This is a genomic window from Sulfurimonas hydrogeniphila (assembly GCF_009068765.1).
GTDB lineage: Bacteria > Campylobacterota > Campylobacteria > Campylobacterales > Sulfurimonadaceae > Sulfurimonas > Sulfurimonas hydrogeniphila.
Genome location: NZ_CP035534.1, coordinates 2,309,956 through 2,332,486, shown reverse-complemented (window position 1 = coordinate 2,332,486; position 22,531 = coordinate 2,309,956). Strand labels below are relative to the sequence as shown.

Here is a 22,531-nt window from a genome sequence, read left to right as displayed (position 1 = left end):
GATGGATATAATCATACACTCAAATAATCACTTACAAGGGAATTCCATGAACAGAAAACAGATATATAACCCTGACTCAACTGAAAATGTTAATGACAGAAAAGTCTTTGGCGGAAATCCGACAGGTATTTTTGAACTCAACAACATTAAATACCAATGGGCATATAATCTGTGGGAGATGATGCTCAACAACACATGGTTTCCAAAAGAAGTTGATATGACACGGGATGTCAATGATTACAAACAACTCACGGATGCTGAAAAAACGGCTTATGACAAAGCGCTTTCGCAACTTATTTTTATGGATTCACTCCAAACAAACAATTTAATAGATAACGTAAATCCTTATGTGACTGCCCCTGAGATAAATCTTATTTTGGTGCGCCAGTCTTTTGAAGAGGCTTTGCACTCACAAAGTTATGCTGTGATGGTTGACAGCATCTCTACAAACTCGGAAGAGATATATGATCTGTGGCGCAGAGATATGATGCTCAAACACAAAAATGATACGATTGCCGCTGTCTATCAGGAGCTGGCAAAAAATCCGACAGATACAAATTTTGTCAAAGCATGTTTTGCAAATCAGATACTTGAAGGCATCTATTTTTACAGTGGTTTTACCTACATCTATACACTGGCACGTTCGGGAAAAATGCTCGGTTCCGCACAGATGATTCGTTTCATTCAGCGTGATGAAGTGACACACCTGGTACTGTTTCAAAATTTAATCAATACCTTAAGAAAAGAGCGACCGGATCTTTTTACTGATGAACTCAGAGCCGATGTAATTGAGATGTTTAAAGAGGCTGTCAAGCTTGAGACCGAGTGGGGCAAATATATCACGCAGGGACAGATTTTAGGTTTGACAGATGGGATTGTTGAGCAGTATATTCAGTATCTCGCCGATGACAGATTAAACTCTGTCGGTTTTGACAAGCTGTACAATGTCTCCAACCCTATTAAATGGGTAGATGACTTTGCAAAATTCAATGACCAGAAAACAAACTTCTTTGAAGGCACTGTAACAAACTACTCAAAAGGCAGCCTTTCATTTGATGATGACTTCTAACACTGCCGAATACTCTTTATGCTCTTTGTTGTTTGAAACAACACAGAGTTATGAAAATAATTTACAGACACTTTTGGCACTTATTACACAAACAGAAAAAAATACCATTATAGTTGCACCTGAAGTGTGTTTGACTTCTTATGACTATGAGCGTATGGATGCAATGCTTGCTTTTGCGCCACGGGCTACTGAGGCACTGAAAAAAGTTTCTCATGACAAAATCATTGTTTTGACAATGTTAGAAGAAAAAGAGGGGAAAGTCTATAACTTTGCCAAAGTTTTTTATAACGGAGAAGTGGTGTTTCAAAGAGCAAAAGCCAAACTTTTTAAATTTGGTGATGAAGACAAATACATGCACGCAGGCAGTGAAGAAGATTTTAAAATAGTGGAAGTTGCCGGTATTAAGTTAGCCGTGTTTGTTTGTTTTGAACTGCGTTTTAAAGAACTGTGGCAAAAATCAGAAGGGGCCGATGTTATTGCCGTGCCTTCATGGTGGGGAGAATTGCGTACAGAGCATTTTAAAATTTTGACACAGGCACTGGCCTTGATGAATCAGTGCTATGTTGTGGCAAGTGACAGTGCAAATAAAGAGTGCACGGCAATGAGCGGTATTATCACCCCGCAGGGTGAAGCCTTCAGAAACACAAACAAGTCTTGTTTGAAAATGCAGTACAGGAAAAAAGAGATAAAACTAATGAGAAGATATATGGATGTGGGGATAGAATAACTTGGACAGAATAACAGCGACAAAAACAGCCCGTCTGGCAGAAGAGTGTAGTACACAGTTTCCTTTAAGCGAAGAAGTAAAAAAAGCGATTGCTGCTACAAACAGAGAAGCCTTTGTGCCGGCAGGATTTAGACACAATGCCTATAAACTCGATGCTTTGCCTATAGGGGCTAATCAGTATATCAGTTCTCCTTTGACTGTTGCAAAAATGACGGAATACCTTTTTCCGCGTGGAGCAGACAGGGTTTTGGAAATAGGCTGCGGAAGTGGATATCAGGCAGCCGTTCTTTCCCATCTGTTTCGCGGGGTTTTTACCATAGAGCGCATAGAATCTTTGATACTTGAAGCAAAAAAAAGGTTTCGAGAACTTGGTATAAATAATGTCCATGCCCGTACAGATGACGGACAAAACGGCTGGATTCAGTATGCGCCTTATGACAGAATTCTTTTTTCTGCAACAGCGAAAGAGATTCCAAAAAAACTTTTTGAACAGTTGGCTGAGGGGGGAATTCTTGTTGCTCCTTTGCAAAAAGGAAACAAACAGGTTATTACCCGTTTTATAAAAAACGGGGAGTATATTGAAGAAGAAGAGCTTGAAGAGTGTGATTTTGTTCCGATACTTGATGGGGTGCTCAAGTAGCTTTTTAAAGCTTTTTATAGTAGAATAGTGGTAATTTAATTGAGGGCATAATCATGGAAGAGATGTATGGCATAAAGTATACGAAGCCAGAAGTTGTTTTGCTGCAAGATACCGGTATTGGTGTAGCAGAAACAGCTGCGCGTACATGTTATGACAGTTTTGGCAACAGTGAAAATGAGATTGTTCAAGAAATTGAAAAGGTGCTTCCTGATACGAAAATGTGTGAATCTTTGAACAATATAGAAGAGTCACAGCTGCTTGATGATTTGGCATGGACCTATTTTCACCACTCTATTTTGGAACATGCAAATTTGAGTTATCTTATTCGCTCAACAAGCAGAGGGGTTTTACAAGAACATGCAAGACACCGCATACAGGCAATCAGTGTAAGAAGTACACGATATACAATGAGCTCGCTTATCAATGCTTTTGTTGCTGCAAAACACTCAGGAGAGAAAGAATTTTTTATAGAAAAGGTTTTGGGTTTTGATATGTTTGTCACTGCCGATGAAGCCTATAACAGACTTGAAATCAGCGCAATGTATGATAAGCTTGATTTTCAGTCAAAAAAAGTAGACAATTTTTATGAACTTGCTGTTGCAAAAAGTTCTCTTCCTCTTTTGAAAGAATTTCAAGGCAAGCCCCAAAAACTTTATGATGCTCTGCAGACCGGAAAAAAGAAGAGAAATGTAGGCGATGCTTTTAAACACATCATTACAGACAATGTCAAAGTTGACATGGTAGTGACATTTAATCTCAGAAGTTTGAAAAACTATCTTACATTACGCGACAGCGGTGCTGCCTATTTTCAAATACGCTGGCTGGCTCAGGAGATGATGAAAGTCACTCCAAAAAAATATCTTGATTTGATTATCAAGAAAAAATAGGATTTTTTATGATTAAGATTTCAATGCTTACAATACTTTTTTTGACAGGATGTTCCAATATTACTATAACAGCGGCCATGTGTGACAAAATTCAAGGTGATCCCACTGCCACGATTCCGCAAGAGTGCCGAGACTATAGTGAAAAAGAGGCAGATAAAGCATTTAACAAAGTTGTGAATGAGAAAAAAGTATCTGATTCAGATTTAGAGTTTCATAAAGAAAAGTAGTATAATTCCAAAAAAACAATGAAGGAATAAAATATGCCAAGAAGTGAAGTATGTGAATTATGTGCCAGCAGTGAAGATGTGACTCTTTTAGAACTGCCTGTAAGTGATGGCAGTGAAGAACAAAGTGTGTATGTTTGTGTTACATGTAAAGAGCAGATAGAAAATGATGAACTTGATGAAACACATTTTAACTGTCTCAATGATGCTATGTGGAGTGAAGTGCCGGCTGTAAAAGTACTTTCGTATATATTATGGAACAGGCTTGGTCGCGGGGATATGACAGATATGATGTATCTTGAAGAAGAAGAGAAAAAACTTGCAGATGCGGCTATTAATGCAGAAGCAAACAAGGTAGTTTTTCGAGATGCAAACGGCGTTGAACTCAAGGCTGGTGACTCCATCGTTATATTAAAAGATTTAGATGTCAAGGGTGCGGGATTTACTGCAAAACGCGGAACAACTGTGACAAGAATTGCATTGCCGCATGATATGGATGACCATGTTGAAGGTCGGGTCAACGGAACAAAAATCTATCTAAAAACCGAATTTATTAAAAAAGCCTAAGAAGAACAATATTGAAACCTTATGAACGATTTTATAAAATAGAAAAAGATTTTCGCAATCCTTATGCCCGTGACAGAGACAGAATCATTCACTCTGGATCATTTAGAAAACTTGAGTATAAAACACAGGTTTTTCTAAACCACGAGGGTGATTTTTTTCGTACACGTTTAACACACTCTATAGAAGTATCTCAGATTGCACGTTCCATAGCATCACAGCTTGAACTTAATGAATCACTCTCTGAATCAATTGCTCTTGCACATGATCTCGGACATACGCCTTTTGGACATGTAGGGGGAGATACTCTGGATGAGTGCTTAAAAGCTGACGGATTTTCTAACGGATTTGAGCATAATTTTCAATCATTTCGGGTTGTGACCAAACTTGAAAAACGGTATAAAAATTTTGACGGACTCAATCTTACTTTTGCAACACTTGAGGGAATTTTGAAGCACTCTTATCCCTACAAAAAGCCCTTTCTTCCAGAGATAATAGACAAACAGTTTGATTTAAACAAACATCCTACCTATGAGGCTATGGTTGTAGACCGTGCCGATGAAATTGCGTATATGAGCCATGACATAGATGACGGGGTAAACTCCGGACTGCTTACTTTTGAGGATCTCAAAGAGAGTGAACTTGCCTGTGAAATTCTTGAAAAGGTTGCTTTGGAAGGTGTAGGAGAAGAGAATGATGAAATGTTTCGCTACAGATTCAGTTCACATCTTATAAACCATCTGGTCTATTCTCTCCTTGAATACTCAAAGCAAAAAGTTGCGCATTGTGAAGAAACACCTATAGGTTTTGAAAAAGAGCTTGAAACAAAAATTAAAAAACTGAAGAAACTTCTTTTTGTCAAGATGTATCAGCATAAAAATATAGTTCGAAAAATGTATGCCGGGAAACAGGCAGTCAAAGGACTTTATAAAGGTCTGATGGAAGAAGAGAAAATGCTTCCGCAGTTTTATTATAAGCAGTTGGATATAAGAAGCAAACACAGGGTTATTGCAGATTATATTGCAAGCATGAGTGACAGGTATGCACTTAATTTTCATAATGAAATGTATGGAAAAATAAATTAAAGGATTAAGAGAAGAAGAAACGTTCTCCCAAAGGAGAAGCGTTTACAGGCGTGATTCGTAACGTCTCATCATATAAAGACGTTTAAGCATTTTCTTACGAGAAGCAATTTTGAACTTTTTACGTTTTTCAGTCTCTGTTTCATGGAAACGGCGAGCACGAGCTTCTGTAACGATTAAGTTACGGTCAACTTGTTTTTTGAAACGTCTGTAAGCAGCATCAAAGTTGTCATCCGGACGTAGTACAATACCAGGCATATCACATCACCCACTTTCTGTTTAAATTTGAAATGGAAGTATAGCATAATAAATTTTTCTTTCAAAGTTGATATTGTTTTTTTATCGTGCGGTACATGAAATAATTTTTGGTAAAGTTGCTATGTCTTCCTGTATTGTGTCTAAAAAGCAGTGCAGAACTTTATTTTTGCCAAGAGAATAAATGATCCACTTTCCGCTTTGTTTTGTTTGTACAAGTTGGGCTTCGCGCATCTGTTTCAGATGGCGTGAAACCAATGGCTGTGAGAGCTCTAAGGTGTCACAGATTTCACATACACAGAGCGCTTTTTCTCTGTAAAGCAGTGCTATTATTTTTACTCTGTTACTGTCTGACAGTATTTTTGCAAGCTGAACTAATTTTTCCATCTAATCTCTTTCGAAGTTTTATTATATAACAATATCGTTATATGAATTATATCATAAAAAGGAATTTTAGTTATGAAAAAATTATTATTAGTTTTAATTTTAGGATTTGTTTCTCTTGGAGCAAATTCGGGAGAAAATATATACAAAGCAAAATGTGCCTCATGTCATGCTATGAAAGGGATGATGGATCAGACACAGATGCAGGAAATGCGTCAGAAAATGCAAAATGCCACACAGGAAGAAAAAATGGCAATGCGTGAAAAAATGATGCGTAAAATGCAAAAAAGCAAAATGAAAGCGCCGCCGATGCCTATGGTATCAAAACGTTTGAAAATGATGCTCAAAACCCGTGAAGATTTTATTGCTTTTGTAGCAGATTATATACAAAACCCTTCAAAAAAGAAAGGTTTCTGTATGCCGATGGCATATAAACGTTTTGGCACAATGCCTCCGATAGGAAAAACGCTAAGCAAAGAAGAGAGAGCGGCTGTTGCTTCCTGGCTGTATGATAATTTTAAAGAGTCATGGGGCAAATCTATGGGTGGTAAAATGTGTGAAATGAAAAACAAAAATATGAAATACGGCGCAGGAAAATGCGGCGCCGTAAAAATCCAAACACATTAGGTTTATGATGGAAACTGTTATGCTTTTTTTCTCTGCTCTGGTTGATTTAAGCAACGCCATGGCCCCTTATATTTTGTTCGGACTTGTTTTTGCCGGGTTTTTGCACGAACTTGTTCCTGAGAGTATTGTAAAAAACCATCTTGGAAAAGATTCTGTTATGTCGGTAATCAAAGCGACAGTTTTCGGTATTCCTCTTCCTGTATGTTCTTGCGGGGTAATTCCTTTGGCAACGGGTATCAAAAAAAGCGGTGCAAGTAACGGTGCCACACTCTCTTTTTTGATCTCTACACCGATTACAGGAGTTGATTCCATACTTGCGACCTATGGAATGTTTGGCTGGGCTTTTACTATTTACAGGGTTGTGACTTCGATGATTATTTCTGTTATTGCCGGAATTTTATCCAATTTTTACCCTGAAAAGGAGAACAAAAAAGAGCAAAAACCTGCCGCAGTATTTAGTATGAAGGCTCCGACAAACCAGCCTTCGGTAATGACTTTCTCGGCAGTAAAAACATCTGATGATGCAAGCTGTTGCAGCACGCAGGCAAGCAGTGGCGAGAAAAAAAACAATATTGTTAAAAATGCCTTTACCTATGCTTTTGGAACACTTTTAAAAGACATTGCGTCACCATTGCTTGTAGGTCTTCTTCTGGGTGCTTTAATAACTGTGGCGGTTCCTGACAATCTGAGTGAAATACTTATAAAATACAACTGGCTCTCGTATATCATAGTGATAGCCATTGCCGTACCTATGTATGTATGTGCAACCGCTTCTTTGCCGATTGCCGCAGGTTTGATGCTGGCTGGTGTGAGTCCCGGAGCGGCTTTTGTTTTTTTAAGTGCAGGTCCTGCGACAAATACTGTAACAATAGGCGTTGTAAAAAAGATGTTGGGAACAAGAACGCTTTATATCTATCTTGGGACCATCATAGCCGGCTCCCTTCTTTTCGGACTGGGGCTTGACTATCTTTTTCGCGATGTGAATGTCAAAGAACTTGTGCATATGGATGAGGATGCCGGTTTTATCGCCTGGATTGCAAGCCTTGTTCTTTGGGGATTTGTGCTGTACTATGTAATAAAACCATATTTTTTCAAGGATAAAGAGTGTAATGACGGCAGTTGTTGCAGTGCTTAGGGTATAATACGATTATGAAAAAAAGACTGCTCACATTTGTTTTATTGTTGTCAATGAGTTTTAACATACTCCATGCGTACGCAATAGAGGTTCTTGAGACAGACCCGTGTCAGGTGAGTGAGTATGTCCATGAATTTAGCAATAACAGTGAGACAGCGGATAACTGCATTTGTCAGTTGCACCATTGTTTTCACATTGCTTTTATTCTTCCTGAAATAAATATCCCTTTTGCACGTGAAAATTTTTCTCAAAAACCCTATTCAAATATCAAGATATATGAGTTTAACTCATACGATAACTTTCTAAAACCTCCTATCAGCGCATAGTTCTAATCTAATATTTATAAATTAACAACAAACAAAAGGATAACTATGTTTAAAAAAAGCATATTTGCAGTATTTGGATTTTGTGCAGTTCTGTCCGCACAGGATTTTGATACATTTTTATATGAGGCTTTGCAGGCATCTCCCTATCTTAAAGCGAATGCTTTGGAGATAGAGCGTGCGGATGAGCAGTCAAACGTGATACAGAGATATAAAAACCCGAAACTCTCCCTTGAGGCATCAAAGTTTACTCCTGATCTTGGAAAGAGTGAAGCAGGCTACAGGGTTGCCCTGATGCAGCCTGTCCGTTTGTGGGGTGTCGGCAAAGACAGAACAAATTTGGCAGCAGCAACAAGGGCAGAGGCTAAAGGACTGGTGACTCTTCAGCATGCAGAATTTGTGAAAGTGCTCTCTTTGCTTTATGTTGAGTATATGACCGAGTCTGCATTGCTCCGATTGGCCCGGGAGGAGTTTTTAATTTCTAAAAATATTGCAAATATTTCAAGAGAGCGATATGAAGCGGGAACAATCGCAAAAGTGAAATATCTTCGGGCAAAAGTGGATTTGACAAGCAGTAAAAACCTGCTGAATGAGAAAAAAGCAATGCGGCTTGCAAGTTATTATAAACTGTTGGCATTTGCGGGTCTGCAAAACGAGAAAGAACTCGATGACAACTATGTGTTTAGGCTTTCAGACAAAATGCAAAAAGAAGAGATACAAAACAGTTCGGCAGAGCTGTACTACCTCAAAACACAGCAAAATACCGCAAACGCAAAAGCAAGACTCAATGCAAACAAAATTCAGTGGATGAACGTTTATGCAGCCTACGAAGCTGAACCGGACCAAAGTATTGCCAGAGTCGGTATGAATATTCCTCTTGCTCTGTTTAACACAAAAAAAGAAGAGCAGCGTATCGCCGTATTACAGGCAAAACAGAGTGAATTTCTGCTGCAGAATCAAAAAACAGCGCTTTCGCGCAATATCGAGCGGTTAAAAAAAGAGTTAAATATTCTACGTGCTGTTGTAGGCTCTACACAGGATCTTTACAATGCGCAAAAAGAGCTGTTAAAAATGTATGAAGACGGTTACAAAATAGCAAACATCAACCTTTTGGAACTGCAAAATATCAAAAACCAAATGATACAGACAAAAGAAAAAAAGATAATACTTGAAAATAAAATAAACAGAAATATAGTTCTGTATAACTATGAAGTAGGAGAATATAATGAATAAGTTATTACTATCACTGTTGCTGGGAATCGGGGCTGTTGTACTGGCTGCTGAAGTTCCACTGGCAAAGACACAAATGCACAGTTTTAAAAAATCGGTAGCACTCAATGCCAAGATCATACAGCTTTCAAACGCGCAGCAGTCTATCACCTCGTTAGTGGGCGGACATTTGGAAAAATATTTTGTCAAACCCGCACAGGATGTAAGTGAAGGGGATAAAATTGCTCTTATCAAGTCTATTAAAGTTTCAAAAATGAGCGCAGATTATATTGCACTGAAGAAACAGTATAAGTCAGCACAAAAAAATTATGAAGCTGTTGAAAAACTTTACAAAAAGGGAATGACGTCAATGCAGAGTCTTAACTCTGAAGCGATTAAGACAAGTGAAATTGCGGCCAATCTTACAGCCTTGCAGTCGCAACTTGAAACATTGAATATAGATGTGAAAAATCTCAAAAAAGCAACCGCTGACTTTATTTTATATGCACACAGCTGCGGACGTGTTTCAGCTCTTTTAAAACCATTGCACTCTTCTGTATCCCCAAATGAACCGATTGTTTCAATAGTAAAGAATCAAGCCTATTATGTGAAATCCTATCTGCCTCTTGAATATGCGACAAAAGCGCGTATTGGGGATACAGTAGTGGTTGACTATGCAGGAGAAGAGATTATTACACATGCCACGCAAATAATGCCCAAGGTGGATGAAACAACACAAAGAGTCGTGGTTCTTTCAAGTGTGGATCAAAAAGTGGATGATCTTTTTATTGATGTCTATGTAAAGGCAACAATATATTTTGCTGATGCAAAAAGCTATGTTGCTGTGAAAAAATCGGCACTTTCTTTTTTTAACAACGAATGGGTGGTTTTTGTTCCCAGCAAGGAAGAGTCTCCGGAATATGTGCCGCAGGTTGTGGCAATAGTTGCAGAAGATGATGAATATGTCGGGGTAAAAGGTTTGGAGTTGGGAGAAACCTATGTGAGCGGTGAGAGTTATTATGTGAAATCGGCATTGCTCAAATCATCTCTTGGCGATGGGGATTAGGGGCTGGTATGTTAGATAAACTTATAGAGCTTTCGCTCAAATACAAAATTTTAGTGCTTGTCTTTTTTCTCGGAATTATTGCTTTTGGTTACAGGGCATACCGGGATATTCCCATTGATGCCTTTCCTGATATTACGCCGAAACAGGTTGTCATTTATACAGAGAGTCCGGGAAATTCTGCCGAAGACATAGAAAAGCTCATCACCTACCCTATAGAATCAGTTGTCTCGGGGATGGCAGGGGTGAAACTTATTATGTCAAACTCCATTTTTGGACTCTCTTATGTTTCTGTCTTTTTTGAAGACGATATGGACATATATTTTTTACGCCAACTCGTTTCAGAACGACTTGCAAGTGTGGATATTCCAAAAGGCTGGGGAAAACCTGTTTTGGGACCAAATACAACCGGTTTGGGACAGGTTTTCTGGTATCAGGTAGAAGATACAACAGGAAAATACTCCCTGCAGGAACTCAAAGAGATGCAAAAGTACATTGTTACCCCTCTTTTTAAAAGTGTCAGCGGTGTCGAAGAAGTCATCGGCTGGGGCGGTTATGAGAAACAGTATAATGTTTTAATAGATACAAAAAAACTGCAGGACTTTGGGATTACCTATGGCGATATCATTGAGGCACTGCAAAAATCAAATCAGGCAGCAGGCGGACAGTATTTGGAGTTTAACCGGGAACAGTATCTGATTCGCGGAGCAGGTTTGTATAAAACGCTTGATGATATAAGAAACAGTGTCATAAAACCCAGTCAGGGGCAGGCTATTACCATTGGTGATGTTGCCAGTGTAATGCCGGGTGTGAGCCCAAGATTTGGAGCCGTGACGATAGACGGGAATGAAGCTGTTATGGGAATGGTGCTGCAACGGACAGCTACCAATGCGGCAAAGGTCGTCGAACGTTTAAAAGAAAAGATCAAGACAGTCAACAGTACTCTGCCGGAGGGTGTGAAAATTACTACTCTGTATGACAGAACAGACATTACACACAAAGCGGTAAATACAATGACCTCGGCACTTTTAAGTGGTGTAGTTTTAGTTGCCATTGTACTGTTTTTATTTCTGTTTGAACTGCGCAGCGCTTTTATTGTTATACTCTCTTTGCCCCTGTCTTTGTTGAGTGCGTTTTTGCTGATGGATTATTACAATCTTTCAGCCAATCTTATGAGTTTGAGCGGTCTGGCAATTGCGGTAGGTATGATAGTTGACGGAACCATTGTAATTGTAGAGAACAGTTTTAGAAAACTGCATGACAATCCTTATGAGCCCAAATTGCAAGTAGTCACCGAGGCGGCAAAAGAGGTGGCAACCCCTGTGACTTTTGCTGTTTTAATCATTGCGGCGGTCTTTATTCCTCTGCTCTCACTTGACGGTTTAGCCGGAAAACTCTATACGCCGATGGCACTCAATATTGTGTTTGTCATGCTCGGCTCGCTGCTTGTAGCACTTGTACTGGTTCCGGTACTTATTTTGATGCTTTTAAAACCGACAAACTCTCCTGAAAATATCGTGATGAGAGCTATTAAAAAAGTCTATACGCCTGTACTGCTGTTTGCACTGGAAAATGCAAAAAAGATTTTGGCAATTGTCACTGTTGTGTTTATTGTTCTTGCCTATATGCTTTCTCAGCAGGGACGGGAATTTTTGCCAACACTCAATGAAGAGTCTATTATGTACAGGGTTATTGCAATTCCGGGAACAGCGCTTACCCAGTCCATAGAAGTTTCTGAAGATATAGAAAAGTATATACGAAAACATTACCCTAAAGATGTAGAGTCTGTGCTGACAATGATAGGACGAAGCGAAAAAGGAGAAACGGCGCAGGCAAACTACATGGAAGTGCTTTTGACGCTCAAACCCAATATTGAAAATTTGCCTGCTTTGACGAAAAAGATGAGTGAAGATTTGGAACATCATTTTGCTTTTGTACAGTTTATTCCTACGCAGCCTATTGCAATGCGTATAGAAGAATTACTTGAAGGCGTAAAAGCAGAACTGGCTATTAAAATTTACGGAGAGAATCAAAAAGAGCTTGACAGAATTGCCAAAGATATTCAAAACACCATTAAAGGCGTGGACGGACTGGAGCGAATGGAAGTAGAATCACAGCTTGGTCAGGCACAGATTAAAATAACTCCGGACTATCTCGCTCTTGCACGGTACGGTATAAGTGTAGAAGATGTGATGCAGGTTATTCGTAACGGTATAGGAGAAGAGGGTGTCATCCAGAAAATAGAGGGGATTAAAAGATTTGCCATTGTTGCCAAGATAAAAGGCGCAAAAGAAGATATTGCATCTATAAAAAATGTAACACTCCGTTCACAAAACGGAAATATTGTCAGGCTCAAAGATGTCTGTGCCATTGAAATAGTCCAAGGCGCCTCTTTTATCAAAAGAGAGAACCTGAGCCGTTATATGGTCGTCTCAATGGATGTAGAAGGACGAGATACCGCCTCTTTTGTAAAAGAAGCGGATGCGTTGATAAAAGAAAAAGTGAAAATGCCCGCAGGATACTATATAGGCTGGGCGGGTGACTTTAAAAATATGAAAGAAGCGACACAAAAGCTGATTATTATTATTCCCGTAACACTTCTTTTGGTTATTTTACTGCTTTATACGGCATTTAATTCTCTGAAAAAGTCGATGATTATTTTGCTGAATGTTCCTTTTGGGTTTATCGGCGGTATCATTGCTCTGCTTGTCGGCGGTATATATTTGTCTGTTTCGGCGATAGTGGGCTTTTTGGCTATTTTTGCCATCGCGATACTCAACGGTATTGTATTGGTGAGTTTTATAGATGAACTGCGAACCAAATATCCTGATGTGGATTTGAAGATACTTTTAAAAGATGCAACACTGCTGCGTCTGCGACCGGTACTGATGACAGCTTTTACAACACTTTTCGGAATTCTGCCGCTTCTTTATGCGACAGGTGTAGGAAGTGAGATACAGTACCCTTTGGCGGTGGTTATAACAGGAGGGATTATAAGCTCGACACTGCTTACTTTACTGATATTGCCATCAACATATCTGCTTTTTTATGATAAAAAGAAAAATTAGTGAAGTGCTAACACTTTGCTAACTCTGTTGTGTGATAATACCAACATCAAAACAAGGGAATCAAAGAATTCCCGGGTTTGAAAATTAAACACAAAGGATTTCAGATGAAATTAGTTAACATTACATTATCAGTTGCTTTGCTTGGTCTTTTAAGCATAGCTTCGGCAGAGGATGTTGTCACTACAGACACAACAGTGAGCACTGCTCCAACAGAAGAAACTGTTTCAACAGATACTACGACAGATACTACGGTGAATATTGATGCACAGATAGAAGCTATTCAAAGTGCACCGGAACAAGATAGAGTGGAATTGATGAATGAGTTTAAACAAAGACTGATGCAGATGAATCAGGAAGAGAGAATGGCTGCAATACAAGAAATGCAGAGTAAAATGCAGGCAGAAGCTGGTACAGAAACTGCAAGCATGGCAAGAGATATGACACAAACAAGAGCTCAGGATCATGTGCAGGAGATGCAACTGCAGACAAATGAAAATATGAGCCAGGTACAAAATATGATACAGCAGCAGGCTGGCAGTCAGTATATGCAAACTGTTGAAACGAGTGGAATAACAAGTACCACTAATATTCCAAGCATGAATGCTGGAATGATGCGACGCAGATAAAAAATTAAACAATCAATCATCTCCAGAGCTTAACGAGGTGATTGATTAATAAGGAGATATTTATGAAAAAAATGTTTATATTAATGATGCTGGGCATGTTCTCTGTCAGCCTTTTTGCCTACTCTGATTCAGATATGGACGGTGTGGATGACAGTAGAGACAAATGTCCCAATACCCCTTTGACCGATTTGGTTGATATAAACGGGTGTACTAAAAAAAGCCTTGTCTCCTCCCATCATTTTGATATTATAATCGGTGCAAATTATGCCGGATCCAATTATGCCTCTTTAAATCAGACAGATACCTATTCCAGTTCCCTTCAAATTGACTATTACTATAAAAACTTTTCACTTCAGGCGTCTACATCCTATTATACTACCAATGGAGACGGCTACAGTGAAAATGGTTTAAATGACTCGTTTTTAGGAGCATCGTATCAGTTTAAACCACTGAAATCTTTCTCTTTGCGTGTAGGAGCAGGCGTTCTTCTGCCTACATATGATACAGCGTTAAATAACAACAACACTGACTATACAGCTTCACTGAATGCAAGTTATGCTTTAGGAAAAGTCAATATATTCGGTGGTTATATTTACACGATGATTAATGATGATGATATAGCAGGAACGGTTGCCTATCAAAACACAAATGCATTTAGTGGCGGTTTAGGGTATTACGTTACAAACAAACTGTACCTAAGCGGGGCATATAATACTTCAGACAGTATTTATGCAGGTGTTGAAAAAATTAGAACAGTTTCGGCGTACGGATACTACAGTATAAACATGCACTGGTTCACTACCTTCTCTTATGCGTACGGACTGAGTGACAGTGCAAGTGACCAAGCCGCTTCCGTAAAACTGGGCTATTATTTTTAAAGAAAGATGATGCAAAAACATATACTTTTACTTGAAGATGATGTACCCCTCGCCCTGACTTTGGCAGAGCTCTTGGAAGGGGCCGGATACAGTGTCGATACGGTACACAACGGAAATGATGCTATTGACGCTTCTTATGAGAACAGGTATGATTTGTATGTTTTTGATATTAATGTTCCGGATATGAACGGACTGGAACTTTTGGAGAGCCTGCGAAATGCCGATGATACTACGCCGGCAGTTTTTATCAGTGCTTTAATAGATTTGAATTCTATATCCAAGGCGTTTTCCATTGGTGCGGATGATTATCTCAAAAAGCCTTTTTTCCCGGAAGAGTTGCTTATCCGTGTCAATGCCAAATTGTCTCAGACAAACAAAGACATTGTTTATAAAAATCTGAGATATTCAGCAGAAAAAAAAGAGCTCTATAAAGATGGCAAAATAGTCTCTTTGGGAGAAGTGCAAGAGTGCCTTTGTGATCTGTTTATGCATAATATCGGCAAGGTTTTGGACAAAACTGTTCTGATGGACTGTCTTGTCAGCCCATCAGATGCGGCTTTACGGGTTGCACTCAATAAATTTAAACATATCACAGGTCTGGATATAAAAAATATTCGCGCAATAGGATATATGCTTGAAAAAAGTTGAAAAAGAGTCCCTGCTGAAGAGTTTTTTTCTCTTCTTCTTATCACAGACACTCTTGGCAGGGGCTCTTTTTCTACTCAACTATCAAAAAGAGCTGCAAAGCCTTGATGAGACTGTTTTTTCAAAAATGAGACTTTGCAGTTTTTCTCTGCAGTGTAAAGAGTTTCAATACGATTTTGTCCCCAAAAAAGAGTATGAACTCTACAGACTGTATAAAAATGAAAGCGAATTAAGTGCTTATTTTTCCATTCCGAATTCTACAAAAAATGCCCTGAAAATTTATCTTCCAAAAGAGAAGTATATGCAGGAGGTACGCACTCTGCAAAAAGAACTTTTATGGAATTTTTTTATTGTTGTATTTATCATTGCAATATTGTCTTTTTTCTTTGCTCTGTATGCACTCTCTCCGTTAAGAAAGGCGTTACATGTAACCGAGGAGTTTATAAAAGATATTTTACATGATTTTAATACGCCTTTGTCTACCTTGCGCCTCAATGTTTCCATGCTCAAAAGTGAAACGGGAGAAAATACTAAAATTGAGAGAATAGAAAATGCTGTGCAGAATATTTTGAATCTGCAGGCAAATTTGCGAGCTTATCTGCATTCACATGTAACGCAAAAAGAGCAGCTTGTGTTAAAAGAATTTTTGAAAGAGCGTATAAATCTTATAGAAAGTAATTACAGAGATATCAGCTTTCATACAGAAATTCCGGCTGTTGTGTTACATGTAAACAAAGATTCTTTTACGAGAATCATAGATAATCTGATCTCAAACGCTGCCAAATACAATCAAAAAGAGGGAAAGGTTTTTATCCGATTTAGCGATAATATTTTAAGCATTGAAGATACAGGCAAAGGCATACAAAATCCCAAGCGTGTCTTTGAGAGATTTTACAAAGAGCAGGAGAGAGGTATAGGCATAGGACTGCATATCGTTAAAAAACTGTGTGAAGAATTAGATATTGCTGTTTCTGTACAAAGCGAAGTCGGCAAGGGGACAGTTTTCACGCTTAATCTTAAAAATATCATAGTATAATTTCTTTATGATTTCCCAAGATTCCATAGAAGCCCTCAAAGCCAGACTTGATATTGTTGATGTTGTCGGCAGCTATATAGAACTGAAAAAAGCAGGAGGTAATTTTAAAGCACCTTGCCCTTTTCATGAGGAAAAATCCCCCTCTTTTGTAGTGAGTCCGCAAAAACAGATCTTTCACTGTTTTGGATGTGGAGCCGGCGGGGATGCAGTGAAGTTTGTGATGGAGTATGAAAAGCTGAACTATCCCGAAGCTTTGGAAAAACTGGCGGATTCCTATAACTTTACACTTGCTTACACCGATAACAAACATAACAAACCACGTTCACAGGTTATGGAGAAGCTCAATGAGTGGTATCAATCACTTTTAACGAAAAACCAAACAGCCTTTTCGTATCTTCAAGAGCGGGGCATTTATGAAAACAGTATAGAAAAATTTGGTATCGGTTATGCACCTGATTCGAATGCAACGCTGAACTTTATCCGCTCACAGCAGTTCAGTATCAAAGAAGCAGTAGATATGGGTGTTGTCGGTTACAATCAGGAACGCAACCATACCTATGCCCGTTTTATAGAGCGAATAACCTTTCCGATTTTCTCCGCCAACGGCAGTATTGTCGGCTTTGGCGGCAGAACCATAACCGGACATCAGGCAAAATATGTCAACTCTCCCGAGACAGCCTTTTTTAACAAATCACGTCTTTTGTATGCCTATCATCTGGCAAAACAAAGCCTGCATAAAAAAGGCGAAATCATTATCACAGAGGGTTATCTCGATGTTATAATGCTGCATCAGGCCGGATTTGACAATGCTGTGGCAACGCTGGGAACGGCGTTGACACATGAACATCTGCCGCTGCTTCGAAAAGGTTCTCCTCGTATTGTCATGGCATATGACGGAGATAAAGCAGGGCGTGCAGCAGCCCTCAAGGCTTCAAAACTTTTAAGTGCTTCTGGTTTTAACGGCGGTGTTGTGGTGTTTGACGGAGGACTTGACCCTGCCGATATGGTCAAAGAGGGTCGCGTTGAAGAGTTGAGCAGTATGTTTCGCAAAGCAAAAGCTTTTATAGAGTTTGTCCTTGATGAAATTCTTTCTCTGTATAATCTCAAAGACCCAAAAGAAAGAGAAGCATGTAGAGAAGATTGTGTTGGATATTTGAAAACTTTGTCTCCAAGTTTGCAAGAAGCCTATAAACCAATTTTGGCAGCAAAATTAGGTGGTTTTGTTATTAAACCTTCTTTAATTAAAGTTTCTAATACAAATAGTATGGATACTAATAATATTAGAAAAGACTCTCACAGAGATATGTGGGAACTCTCTTTGATTAAAACTATTTTGGACAAACCTGAGTATATTGAACAGATTTTGGATGTGATTGACCCGAGTTTTTTGCAGTTTCACTCTTATGAATTTTCACTGGTCCTGCAGGGAAAACAAGATACTCCCGAGATAATGGCTATTCGGGTAGATGAGACTATCACACCGCTTCAAGATGAAGAGGCTTTGAATGCGGAACTGATTACTTTTTTGACAAGATACTATGAAAGAGAGTTGAAAAAGGTCAATATTGCTTCAAATATCAGTTTTGAAGAGAAAGCTTTTTATATCCGGAAATTCCGGGGGAAAATTGCAAAACTCAAAAGAGGGGAACTGGTCACACCGAATGATTGAGTCGGATTAAAGATTTTTTGTTATACTAAAGAAAACAGAAGGAACCCAAGATGGCAGGCGTACATTTCTCATTTGACAATTTTAAAAATTTACTGGATTTAAATATTGGTATATCGGACAGACTGGATGAAAACCGTGCTGAGAGTTTTACTCTGCTCTATTGCGATTTTTCGGGGATTGAACAGAGTGTGGTGGATGCTTCTTTAACGGAAATACTGCGTTCATCAGATTCGATAGCAAATGACGGCGCGGATTATTTTTTTGTCCTTCCTTACACTGACAAATACGGAGCTGAGATTGTCAAAAAGATGTTTGATGAGTTTTTTGCAAAGTATCTGGACTCTTTTTTACTGAGCTATCCCGTGGACGGTGAAACAACAAAAGATATTCTTGAAAATATGCAAAACAGTGTCAGTAGATTTTTTAAAAAAGAGTTGCACTGTCTGGACAGGATTACAAGAGACTATTAAGTAGGTACTTAGAAGCCTTTTTTTGTAAATTTATAATATTTGGAGTTTTTGTAAAAAGAGATTGCTTCGGATATTTTTTGCTCTTTGTATATTTTTTTATCGCACACCCATCTGCATTTTATTTTTGGGTTGTGCATCGCTTCAATATTTGACTTGGAAACTTTTGTGGCATATATGGTCTCTGCAATCACCAATAACGGCAAAAGTATAAAAAATATAATTTTCATATTTTTAATATCGACACTTCTTTAAAAATATTAATGCTTTCTTGGAACCGGTACTTTCTAACGCTAAAGCGTGACTTGGAAAAAAACTAAATTTTTTTCTGCAGTGTCTGCTGTTGCAATAGTCTTGCCCCCCCTCAGTCCGGACTGAAGTCCGCGTTCCGAAAAATCTGCTTAACTTAATGGAACACTAAATGCTTTGTATTTTAAAATTCTTTTGAAAAGCAGAGGAGCAAAGTGTGATTTCAGTAGATATAAAAAAAGAGATTTCTTCCTTATCTCCTTTAAATACAGCACTTCCGGAAGAGGAAGAGCCAACGATCTCTTTTGCATCCTTGCTTAAAGGAACAAAAGAATCAAACAGTAAAACTATGCAAAACGGTTCATTGATTCTTGCATTAAATGATGAAAAAGTTCCTGTTGGATCTGCCACAGAAGTAGAAAGTGCCGAACTTGCTTCGCAAATAACAGCCAAAATGTCACAAGAGGATGTTAAAGTTTTGATAAAAGAGGCAAAAGAGTTTCTCAAAAGCAAAATTGTGCAGAGTGAAGGGTACAAGAAAGCCGAAATCGATGCCTTGCCAAAAACACTGAACGGTCTTGTACAGCTTGCAAAGAAAACAGGGATTGAACTTTCAAAAATCACATTGGAAGAGGTGAAAGACTTTGCACAGACGAATGCAAAAACAATAGCAGAGCAGAAATCTCCTTCTTTGCAGATAAAACAAGAAGCAGTACAAAAGTCAGAACAAACTTCTTTTTCCCAGATAAAACAAGAAGCAAAAGAAGAAGCAGACGTTTCAAATGAAGAGATACCGGTTCGTGTCAAAGTAAAAAAAACAAAAGCAGATGTTGCAAAAGTTCAAGAGACAGGGGTGGCAGACGAAAGTTTGGAACTGGTAAAAAAAGAAATTGTTAAAAATACACAGCAGGTTAAACAAGAGCAGAAACAGACCCCCTTGTTTAAAGCGCAGAGCAGCGTTACTGAAATTACGACACAGCAAATTGTAGATACAAAAGTAAATACACTGACAATAGACAAAACTCCAAAACAAAAAGCTGATGACACATTGAAGCTTCTTCTGCGTGGAGAAAAAATCACAAAGAATGAATCAGGTCTTACAGCAGATTTTTCAGTAGCAACAGCAAAGGTGATGGTAGCACCGCATACTTCAAGAGAGACAGAAAAATCATTAGCGTCTCTTTTGCAAAATGACAAGAGTGAAGACGGCGCTGTACAGGCAAAGACAGATGGATTGAATATTGCAAAGGCAGACAGTTTTGAGGTAAAACTCAATGAAGCAAAACAGATGGTAAAATATCTCTCTCATGATGTAAAATCTGCAATTGAAGAGTATAAGTCGCCATTTACACGTATCAAAGTTCAGCTAAATCCACAAAGACTGGGTGAGGTTGATCTGACGATAGTACAACGCGGAAAAAATCTTCATATAAATATCAGTTCAAACAATACTGCCATCAATACTCTGGCTGTGAATGCTAATGACTTGAAGCTGCAACTTAATAATAATGGAATAAATAATGCTACATTAAATTTTAGTAGCAGTTCTCAAAATTCAGAAAATTCAGCTGGTGGACAAATGCAGCAACAAGGACAAAATAATCAAAAAGCGCATGAAGAATATAATTATTTTGACAATAAAGAAAAAAAAGAAGAAATTATAAACTCTTTAGAGATTATAGTTCCAAATTACGCATAAAGGATAAACAATGGCAATTAATTCTATAGGACAAGATACCTCGGTATATGGCGATTATACAACAGGTGCAGATGTTGTAGAAGATAAAACAAGTTTAAGTAATGATGATTTTATGACACTTCTTTTGGTAGAACTTCAAAATCAAGACCCAACGGAACCTACTGATACTGAACAGATTTTGACGCAAACTTCACAGCTAGCCACTCTTGAAGCAACAGACAATACAAATAAAGCATTAGAGGACTTGGCCGCGACAATGGCAGCTTCTAGTGATTTTTCTGCTATTTCAGCCATTGGCAAGACTGCAGATTTAGGGAGTAATGCGATAACATATACTGAAGGAGAAGATACATCATTTGAAATCTACTTTCCTTCAGATGTCGCTTCAGGGAATGTGGAAATACTTGACAGTAATGGGAATATTATTCAAACAATTACGGCAGAACAAGGTGATGCCGGAATTTATACATATACATGGGACGGAAAGGATAGCGCAGGCAACAGTGTTGATGAAGGAATCTACTATGCTACTGCCTCATATACAAATTCAGCTGGTGAGAGTCTAACAGCAAGAGTAGGTACATACCCAATAGAATCTGTACGATTTGATGCAGGTGAGACTTATGTAAAAGTTGGTTCTGGATATGTGCCTCTTGCAAATGTTGTTGAAATTTATTAGAGGATAAACTTATGATGACGCAAGCTTTTTATACAGGTCTGAGTGGACTTAAGACAAACTCTTCAGGTATTGACATTATCTCTGATAATTTAGCGAATGTAAATACAGTCGGATATAGAGGTAATACATATGAGTTCTCATCACTTTTTGAAGATGCTCTCATGACAACAAATGGCACTACAAGTGATTCTGTTGGTTTGGGAACAACTCTTCAGGCAACACCTATGATAGAATCAACAGGATCATATTTGTTAACAGACAGAAGTACAGATTTGGCAATATTGGGTGATGGGTGGTTTGGTGTTCAAGGAGACGGGGATCCTGTATATACCCGTAATGGGGCTTTTTCATTTGACAGCAATGATGATCTGGTGACTACCGATGGCTATCATGTACTAGGTACTATGGGCGGTAATATAGATGGAGAAGTGCTGACACAACAACTTGATGAAGTCCCTTTGGCAGATGCTGGAGAACAAGAGAAGTTGCGTTTTCCAAAGTCATTAACCTATCCTGCAGAACCAACAACAATAGCACAATTTTCCGGGAATATAGGAACTGTTTCAGAAGTAAGAACTATGAGTGCGAGTGTTGTTGATCCGGCTGGTGTAAAGAATGAACTTAAACTTGAGTATACACTGGTTGATCCGCAAATCCCTCCTGGAACACAATGGAATGTTGTTGCAACAACACAGTCTTTAGACGGAGAAACTATATATGACACGCAGTCAGGTATTGTCGAATTTGATGAAACAGGTGCTTTAGTGACAAACACTCTCACGTCTATAGATAATAATGGTGCAAGTGTAACAATTGACTTGGGCACAGGCTTTGATGGCATAGTTGCACTCTCAAATGTAGATATAACGGCTTCTTCTTTGTCTAATGGTACCATAGGTGGAGAACTGAATGGTTATGATATAAATAAAAATGGTGAAGTTATTGCAACATTTACAAATGGCATGCAGAGTAGTGTTGGAAAAATTGCTCTTTATCACTTTCAGAATGATCAAGGGCTCAGTCGTCTTTCTGGCACAAATTTTGCACAATCTTCAAATAGCGGAGAAGCTTTTTTTTACAAGGATGCCGCGGGACAAAACGTCATAGGTACAGATATGACAAATTATAAATTAGAAGGTTCAAATGTAGATATGACATATGGATTAACAGAGCTTATAGTATTACAACGATCATATGATGCAAATTCCAAATCAATTACCACAGCTGATGAGATGATGCAAAAAGCACTTGATATGGATGCCTAAATAAAAGTTGGAATGATATATGCTTAATGTATTTTACTAAATCTATCATATGAGATAGAAG

At 38.5% G+C, this 22,531-nt stretch carries 25 protein-coding genes; 22 read left to right on the top strand and 3 right to left on the bottom strand.

The genetic code is table 11. The features are described 5' to 3' along the window. Nucleotides 1–46 precede the first annotated feature (46 nt). From ETP70_RS12290 to ETP70_RS12260, 7 genes are read left to right on the top strand one after another with little or no spacing between them, the layout of a single operon-like run. Nucleotides 47–1,069, top strand: a complete 1,023-nt coding sequence (locus ETP70_RS12290) for a ribonucleotide-diphosphate reductase subunit beta (protein ID WP_151901453.1) — start codon at nt 47–49, stop codon at nt 1,067–1,069. Beyond that, entirely contained in the window at nt 1,056–1,796 is a 741-nt protein-coding gene (locus ETP70_RS12285) for a carbon-nitrogen hydrolase family protein (protein ID WP_151901452.1), read from the top strand. The genes ETP70_RS12290 and ETP70_RS12285 overlap by 14 nt, the downstream gene beginning before the upstream one ends. 1 nt (nt 1,797) lies before the next feature. Next, nucleotides 1,798–2,436, top strand: a complete 639-nt coding sequence (locus tag ETP70_RS12280; RefSeq protein ID WP_151901451.1) for a protein-L-isoaspartate(D-aspartate) O-methyltransferase — start codon at nt 1,798–1,800, stop codon at nt 2,434–2,436. A 53-nt stretch (nt 2,437–2,489) separates the two neighbouring features. Beyond that, the gene (locus ETP70_RS12275) at nt 2,490–3,323 is read left to right on the top strand and encodes an FAD-dependent thymidylate synthase (protein ID WP_151901450.1); all 834 of its coding nucleotides are present in this window, start codon (nt 2,490–2,492) and stop codon (nt 3,321–3,323) included. A gap of 8 nt (nt 3,324–3,331) precedes the next feature. Beyond that, nucleotides 3,332–3,550 (top strand): hypothetical protein, encoded by a 219-nt coding sequence (locus ETP70_RS12270; protein ID WP_151901449.1) that lies wholly within the window; start codon nt 3,332–3,334, stop codon nt 3,548–3,550. 33 nt (nt 3,551–3,583) lie between these two features. Then, the gene (locus tag ETP70_RS12265; protein WP_151901448.1) at nt 3,584–4,114 is read left to right on the top strand and encodes a PhnA domain-containing protein; all 531 of its coding nucleotides are present in this window, start codon (nt 3,584–3,586) and stop codon (nt 4,112–4,114) included. 11 nt (nt 4,115–4,125) lie between these two features. Beyond that, nucleotides 4,126–5,196: a deoxyguanosinetriphosphate triphosphohydrolase family protein gene (locus ETP70_RS12260; protein WP_151901447.1), complete on the top strand. Its 1,071-nt coding sequence runs from the start codon at nt 4,126–4,128 to the stop codon at nt 5,194–5,196. A 42-nt stretch (nt 5,197–5,238) separates the two neighbouring features. Here ETP70_RS12260 and rpsU read toward each other — a convergent pair whose 3' ends face one another. Both rpsU and ETP70_RS12250 read right to left on the bottom strand, forming a co-directional pair. After that, nucleotides 5,239–5,451 (bottom strand): 30S ribosomal protein S21, encoded by a 213-nt coding sequence (gene rpsU / locus ETP70_RS12255; RefSeq protein ID WP_151901446.1) that lies wholly within the window; start codon nt 5,449–5,451, stop codon nt 5,239–5,241. Nucleotides 5,452–5,532: 81 nt separating this feature from the next. After that, nucleotides 5,533–5,835: an ArsR/SmtB family transcription factor gene (locus tag ETP70_RS12250; protein ID WP_151901445.1), complete on the bottom strand. Its 303-nt coding sequence runs from the start codon at nt 5,833–5,835 to the stop codon at nt 5,533–5,535. Nucleotides 5,836–5,907: 72 nt separating this feature from the next. Between ETP70_RS12250 and ETP70_RS12245 the strand changes: the two genes are divergently transcribed. The 12 genes from ETP70_RS12245 (at nt 5,908) to ETP70_RS12190 (ending at nt 18,581) form a co-directional block, all read left to right on the top strand. Next, on the top strand, nt 5,908–6,459 hold the full coding sequence (locus ETP70_RS12245) for a c-type cytochrome (RefSeq protein WP_151901444.1): 552 nt from the start codon (nt 5,908–5,910) through the stop codon (nt 6,457–6,459). A 7-nt stretch (nt 6,460–6,466) separates the two neighbouring features. Beyond that, nucleotides 6,467–7,594, top strand: a complete 1,128-nt coding sequence (locus tag ETP70_RS12240; protein ID WP_151901568.1) for an SO_0444 family Cu/Zn efflux transporter — start codon at nt 6,467–6,469, stop codon at nt 7,592–7,594. 14 nt (nt 7,595–7,608) lie between these two features. Continuing rightward, nucleotides 7,609–7,920: a hypothetical protein gene (locus ETP70_RS12235; RefSeq protein WP_151901443.1), complete on the top strand. Its 312-nt coding sequence runs from the start codon at nt 7,609–7,611 to the stop codon at nt 7,918–7,920. 45 nt (nt 7,921–7,965) lie between these two features. Beyond that, a complete protein-coding gene (locus ETP70_RS12230; protein ID WP_151901442.1) occupies nt 7,966–9,150 on the top strand; it encodes a TolC family protein in 1,185 nt (394 codons plus the stop codon). Further along, nucleotides 9,143–10,192, top strand: coding sequence for an efflux RND transporter periplasmic adaptor subunit (locus tag ETP70_RS12225; RefSeq protein ID WP_151901441.1), 1,050 nt, complete (start codon nt 9,143–9,145; stop codon nt 10,190–10,192). Before ETP70_RS12230 ends, ETP70_RS12225 begins: the two co-directional genes overlap by 8 nt. A gap of 8 nt (nt 10,193–10,200) precedes the next feature. Next, nucleotides 10,201–13,257 carry an efflux RND transporter permease subunit gene (locus tag ETP70_RS12220; RefSeq protein WP_151901440.1) on the top strand — a complete coding sequence of 1,019 codons (3,057 nt, stop codon included), beginning with the start codon at nt 10,201–10,203 and terminating at the stop codon, nt 13,255–13,257. Nucleotides 13,258–13,361: 104 nt separating this feature from the next. Beyond that, complete coding sequence (locus tag ETP70_RS12215) at nt 13,362–13,883, top strand: hypothetical protein (RefSeq protein WP_151901439.1); 522 nt, start codon at nt 13,362–13,364, stop codon at nt 13,881–13,883. Between the two features lie 62 nt (nt 13,884–13,945). Beyond that, entirely contained in the window at nt 13,946–14,761 is an 816-nt protein-coding gene (locus ETP70_RS12210) for a porin family protein (protein WP_151901438.1), read from the top strand. A 9-nt stretch (nt 14,762–14,770) separates the two neighbouring features. Continuing rightward, complete coding sequence (locus ETP70_RS12205; RefSeq protein WP_151901437.1) at nt 14,771–15,409, top strand: response regulator transcription factor; 639 nt, start codon at nt 14,771–14,773, stop codon at nt 15,407–15,409. Next, complete coding sequence (locus ETP70_RS12200; RefSeq protein ID WP_151901436.1) at nt 15,396–16,442, top strand: sensor histidine kinase; 1,047 nt, start codon at nt 15,396–15,398, stop codon at nt 16,440–16,442. The genes ETP70_RS12205 and ETP70_RS12200 overlap by 14 nt, the downstream gene beginning before the upstream one ends. 7 nt (nt 16,443–16,449) lie before the next feature. Further along, nucleotides 16,450–18,111: a DNA primase gene (gene dnaG / locus ETP70_RS12195; RefSeq protein ID WP_151901435.1), complete on the top strand. Its 1,662-nt coding sequence runs from the start codon at nt 16,450–16,452 to the stop codon at nt 18,109–18,111. Between the two features lie 50 nt (nt 18,112–18,161). Further along, a complete protein-coding gene (locus ETP70_RS12190) occupies nt 18,162–18,581 on the top strand; it encodes a hypothetical protein (protein ID WP_151901434.1) in 420 nt (139 codons plus the stop codon). Between the two features lie 8 nt (nt 18,582–18,589). On the opposite strand, the gene ETP70_RS12185 is transcribed toward ETP70_RS12190, so the two are convergent. After that, nucleotides 18,590–18,808, bottom strand: coding sequence for a hypothetical protein (locus ETP70_RS12185; protein ID WP_151901433.1), 219 nt, complete (start codon nt 18,806–18,808; stop codon nt 18,590–18,592). 236 nt (nt 18,809–19,044) lie between these two features. On the opposite strand from ETP70_RS12185, the gene fliK reads away from it, so the two are divergent. The 3 genes from fliK to ETP70_RS12170 are packed head-to-tail and all read left to right on the top strand — an operon-like array spanning nt 19,045 to nt 22,470. Continuing rightward, nucleotides 19,045–20,526, top strand: a complete 1,482-nt coding sequence (fliK, locus tag ETP70_RS12180; protein WP_151901432.1) for a flagellar hook-length control protein FliK — start codon at nt 19,045–19,047, stop codon at nt 20,524–20,526. Between the two features lie 10 nt (nt 20,527–20,536). After that, nucleotides 20,537–21,205: a FlgD immunoglobulin-like domain containing protein gene (locus ETP70_RS12175; protein ID WP_151901431.1), complete on the top strand. Its 669-nt coding sequence runs from the start codon at nt 20,537–20,539 to the stop codon at nt 21,203–21,205. 11 nt (nt 21,206–21,216) lie between these two features. After that, nucleotides 21,217–22,470: a flagellar hook protein FlgE gene (locus ETP70_RS12170; RefSeq protein ID WP_151901430.1), complete on the top strand. Its 1,254-nt coding sequence runs from the start codon at nt 21,217–21,219 to the stop codon at nt 22,468–22,470. Nucleotides 22,471–22,531 lie beyond the last annotated feature (61 nt).

Coding starts and splice junctions, on each gene's coding strand:
- ETP70_RS12290 (WP_151901453.1), top strand. CDS start 47: ATGAACAGAAAACAGATATATAACCCTGACTCAACTGAAAATGTTAAT.
- ETP70_RS12285 (WP_151901452.1), top strand. CDS start 1,056: ATGATGACTTCTAACACTGCCGAATACTCTTTATGCTCTTTGTTGTTT.
- ETP70_RS12275 (WP_151901450.1), top strand. CDS start 2,490: ATGGAAGAGATGTATGGCATAAAGTATACGAAGCCAGAAGTTGTTTTG.
- ETP70_RS12270 (WP_151901449.1), top strand. CDS start 3,332: ATGATTAAGATTTCAATGCTTACAATACTTTTTTTGACAGGATGTTCC.
- ETP70_RS12265 (WP_151901448.1), top strand. CDS start 3,584: ATGCCAAGAAGTGAAGTATGTGAATTATGTGCCAGCAGTGAAGATGTG.
- rpsU (WP_151901446.1), bottom strand. CDS start 5,451: ATGCCTGGTATTGTACTACGTCCGGATGACAACTTTGATGCTGCTTAC.
- ETP70_RS12250 (WP_151901445.1), bottom strand. CDS start 5,835: ATGGAAAAATTAGTTCAGCTTGCAAAAATACTGTCAGACAGTAACAGA.
- ETP70_RS12245 (WP_151901444.1), top strand. CDS start 5,908: ATGAAAAAATTATTATTAGTTTTAATTTTAGGATTTGTTTCTCTTGGA.
- ETP70_RS12240 (WP_151901568.1), top strand. CDS start 6,467: ATGGAAACTGTTATGCTTTTTTTCTCTGCTCTGGTTGATTTAAGCAAC.
- ETP70_RS12235 (WP_151901443.1), top strand. CDS start 7,609: ATGAAAAAAAGACTGCTCACATTTGTTTTATTGTTGTCAATGAGTTTT.
- ETP70_RS12230 (WP_151901442.1), top strand. CDS start 7,966: ATGTTTAAAAAAAGCATATTTGCAGTATTTGGATTTTGTGCAGTTCTG.
- ETP70_RS12225 (WP_151901441.1), top strand. CDS start 9,143: ATGAATAAGTTATTACTATCACTGTTGCTGGGAATCGGGGCTGTTGTA.
- ETP70_RS12220 (WP_151901440.1), top strand. CDS start 10,201: ATGTTAGATAAACTTATAGAGCTTTCGCTCAAATACAAAATTTTAGTG.
- ETP70_RS12215 (WP_151901439.1), top strand. CDS start 13,362: ATGAAATTAGTTAACATTACATTATCAGTTGCTTTGCTTGGTCTTTTA.
- ETP70_RS12210 (WP_151901438.1), top strand. CDS start 13,946: ATGAAAAAAATGTTTATATTAATGATGCTGGGCATGTTCTCTGTCAGC.
- ETP70_RS12205 (WP_151901437.1), top strand. CDS start 14,771: ATGCAAAAACATATACTTTTACTTGAAGATGATGTACCCCTCGCCCTG.
- dnaG (WP_151901435.1), top strand. CDS start 16,450: ATGATTTCCCAAGATTCCATAGAAGCCCTCAAAGCCAGACTTGATATT.
- ETP70_RS12190 (WP_151901434.1), top strand. CDS start 18,162: ATGGCAGGCGTACATTTCTCATTTGACAATTTTAAAAATTTACTGGAT.
- ETP70_RS12185 (WP_151901433.1), bottom strand. CDS start 18,808: ATGAAAATTATATTTTTTATACTTTTGCCGTTATTGGTGATTGCAGAG.
- ETP70_RS12175 (WP_151901431.1), top strand. CDS start 20,537: ATGGCAATTAATTCTATAGGACAAGATACCTCGGTATATGGCGATTAT.
- ETP70_RS12170 (WP_151901430.1), top strand. CDS start 21,217: ATGATGACGCAAGCTTTTTATACAGGTCTGAGTGGACTTAAGACAAAC.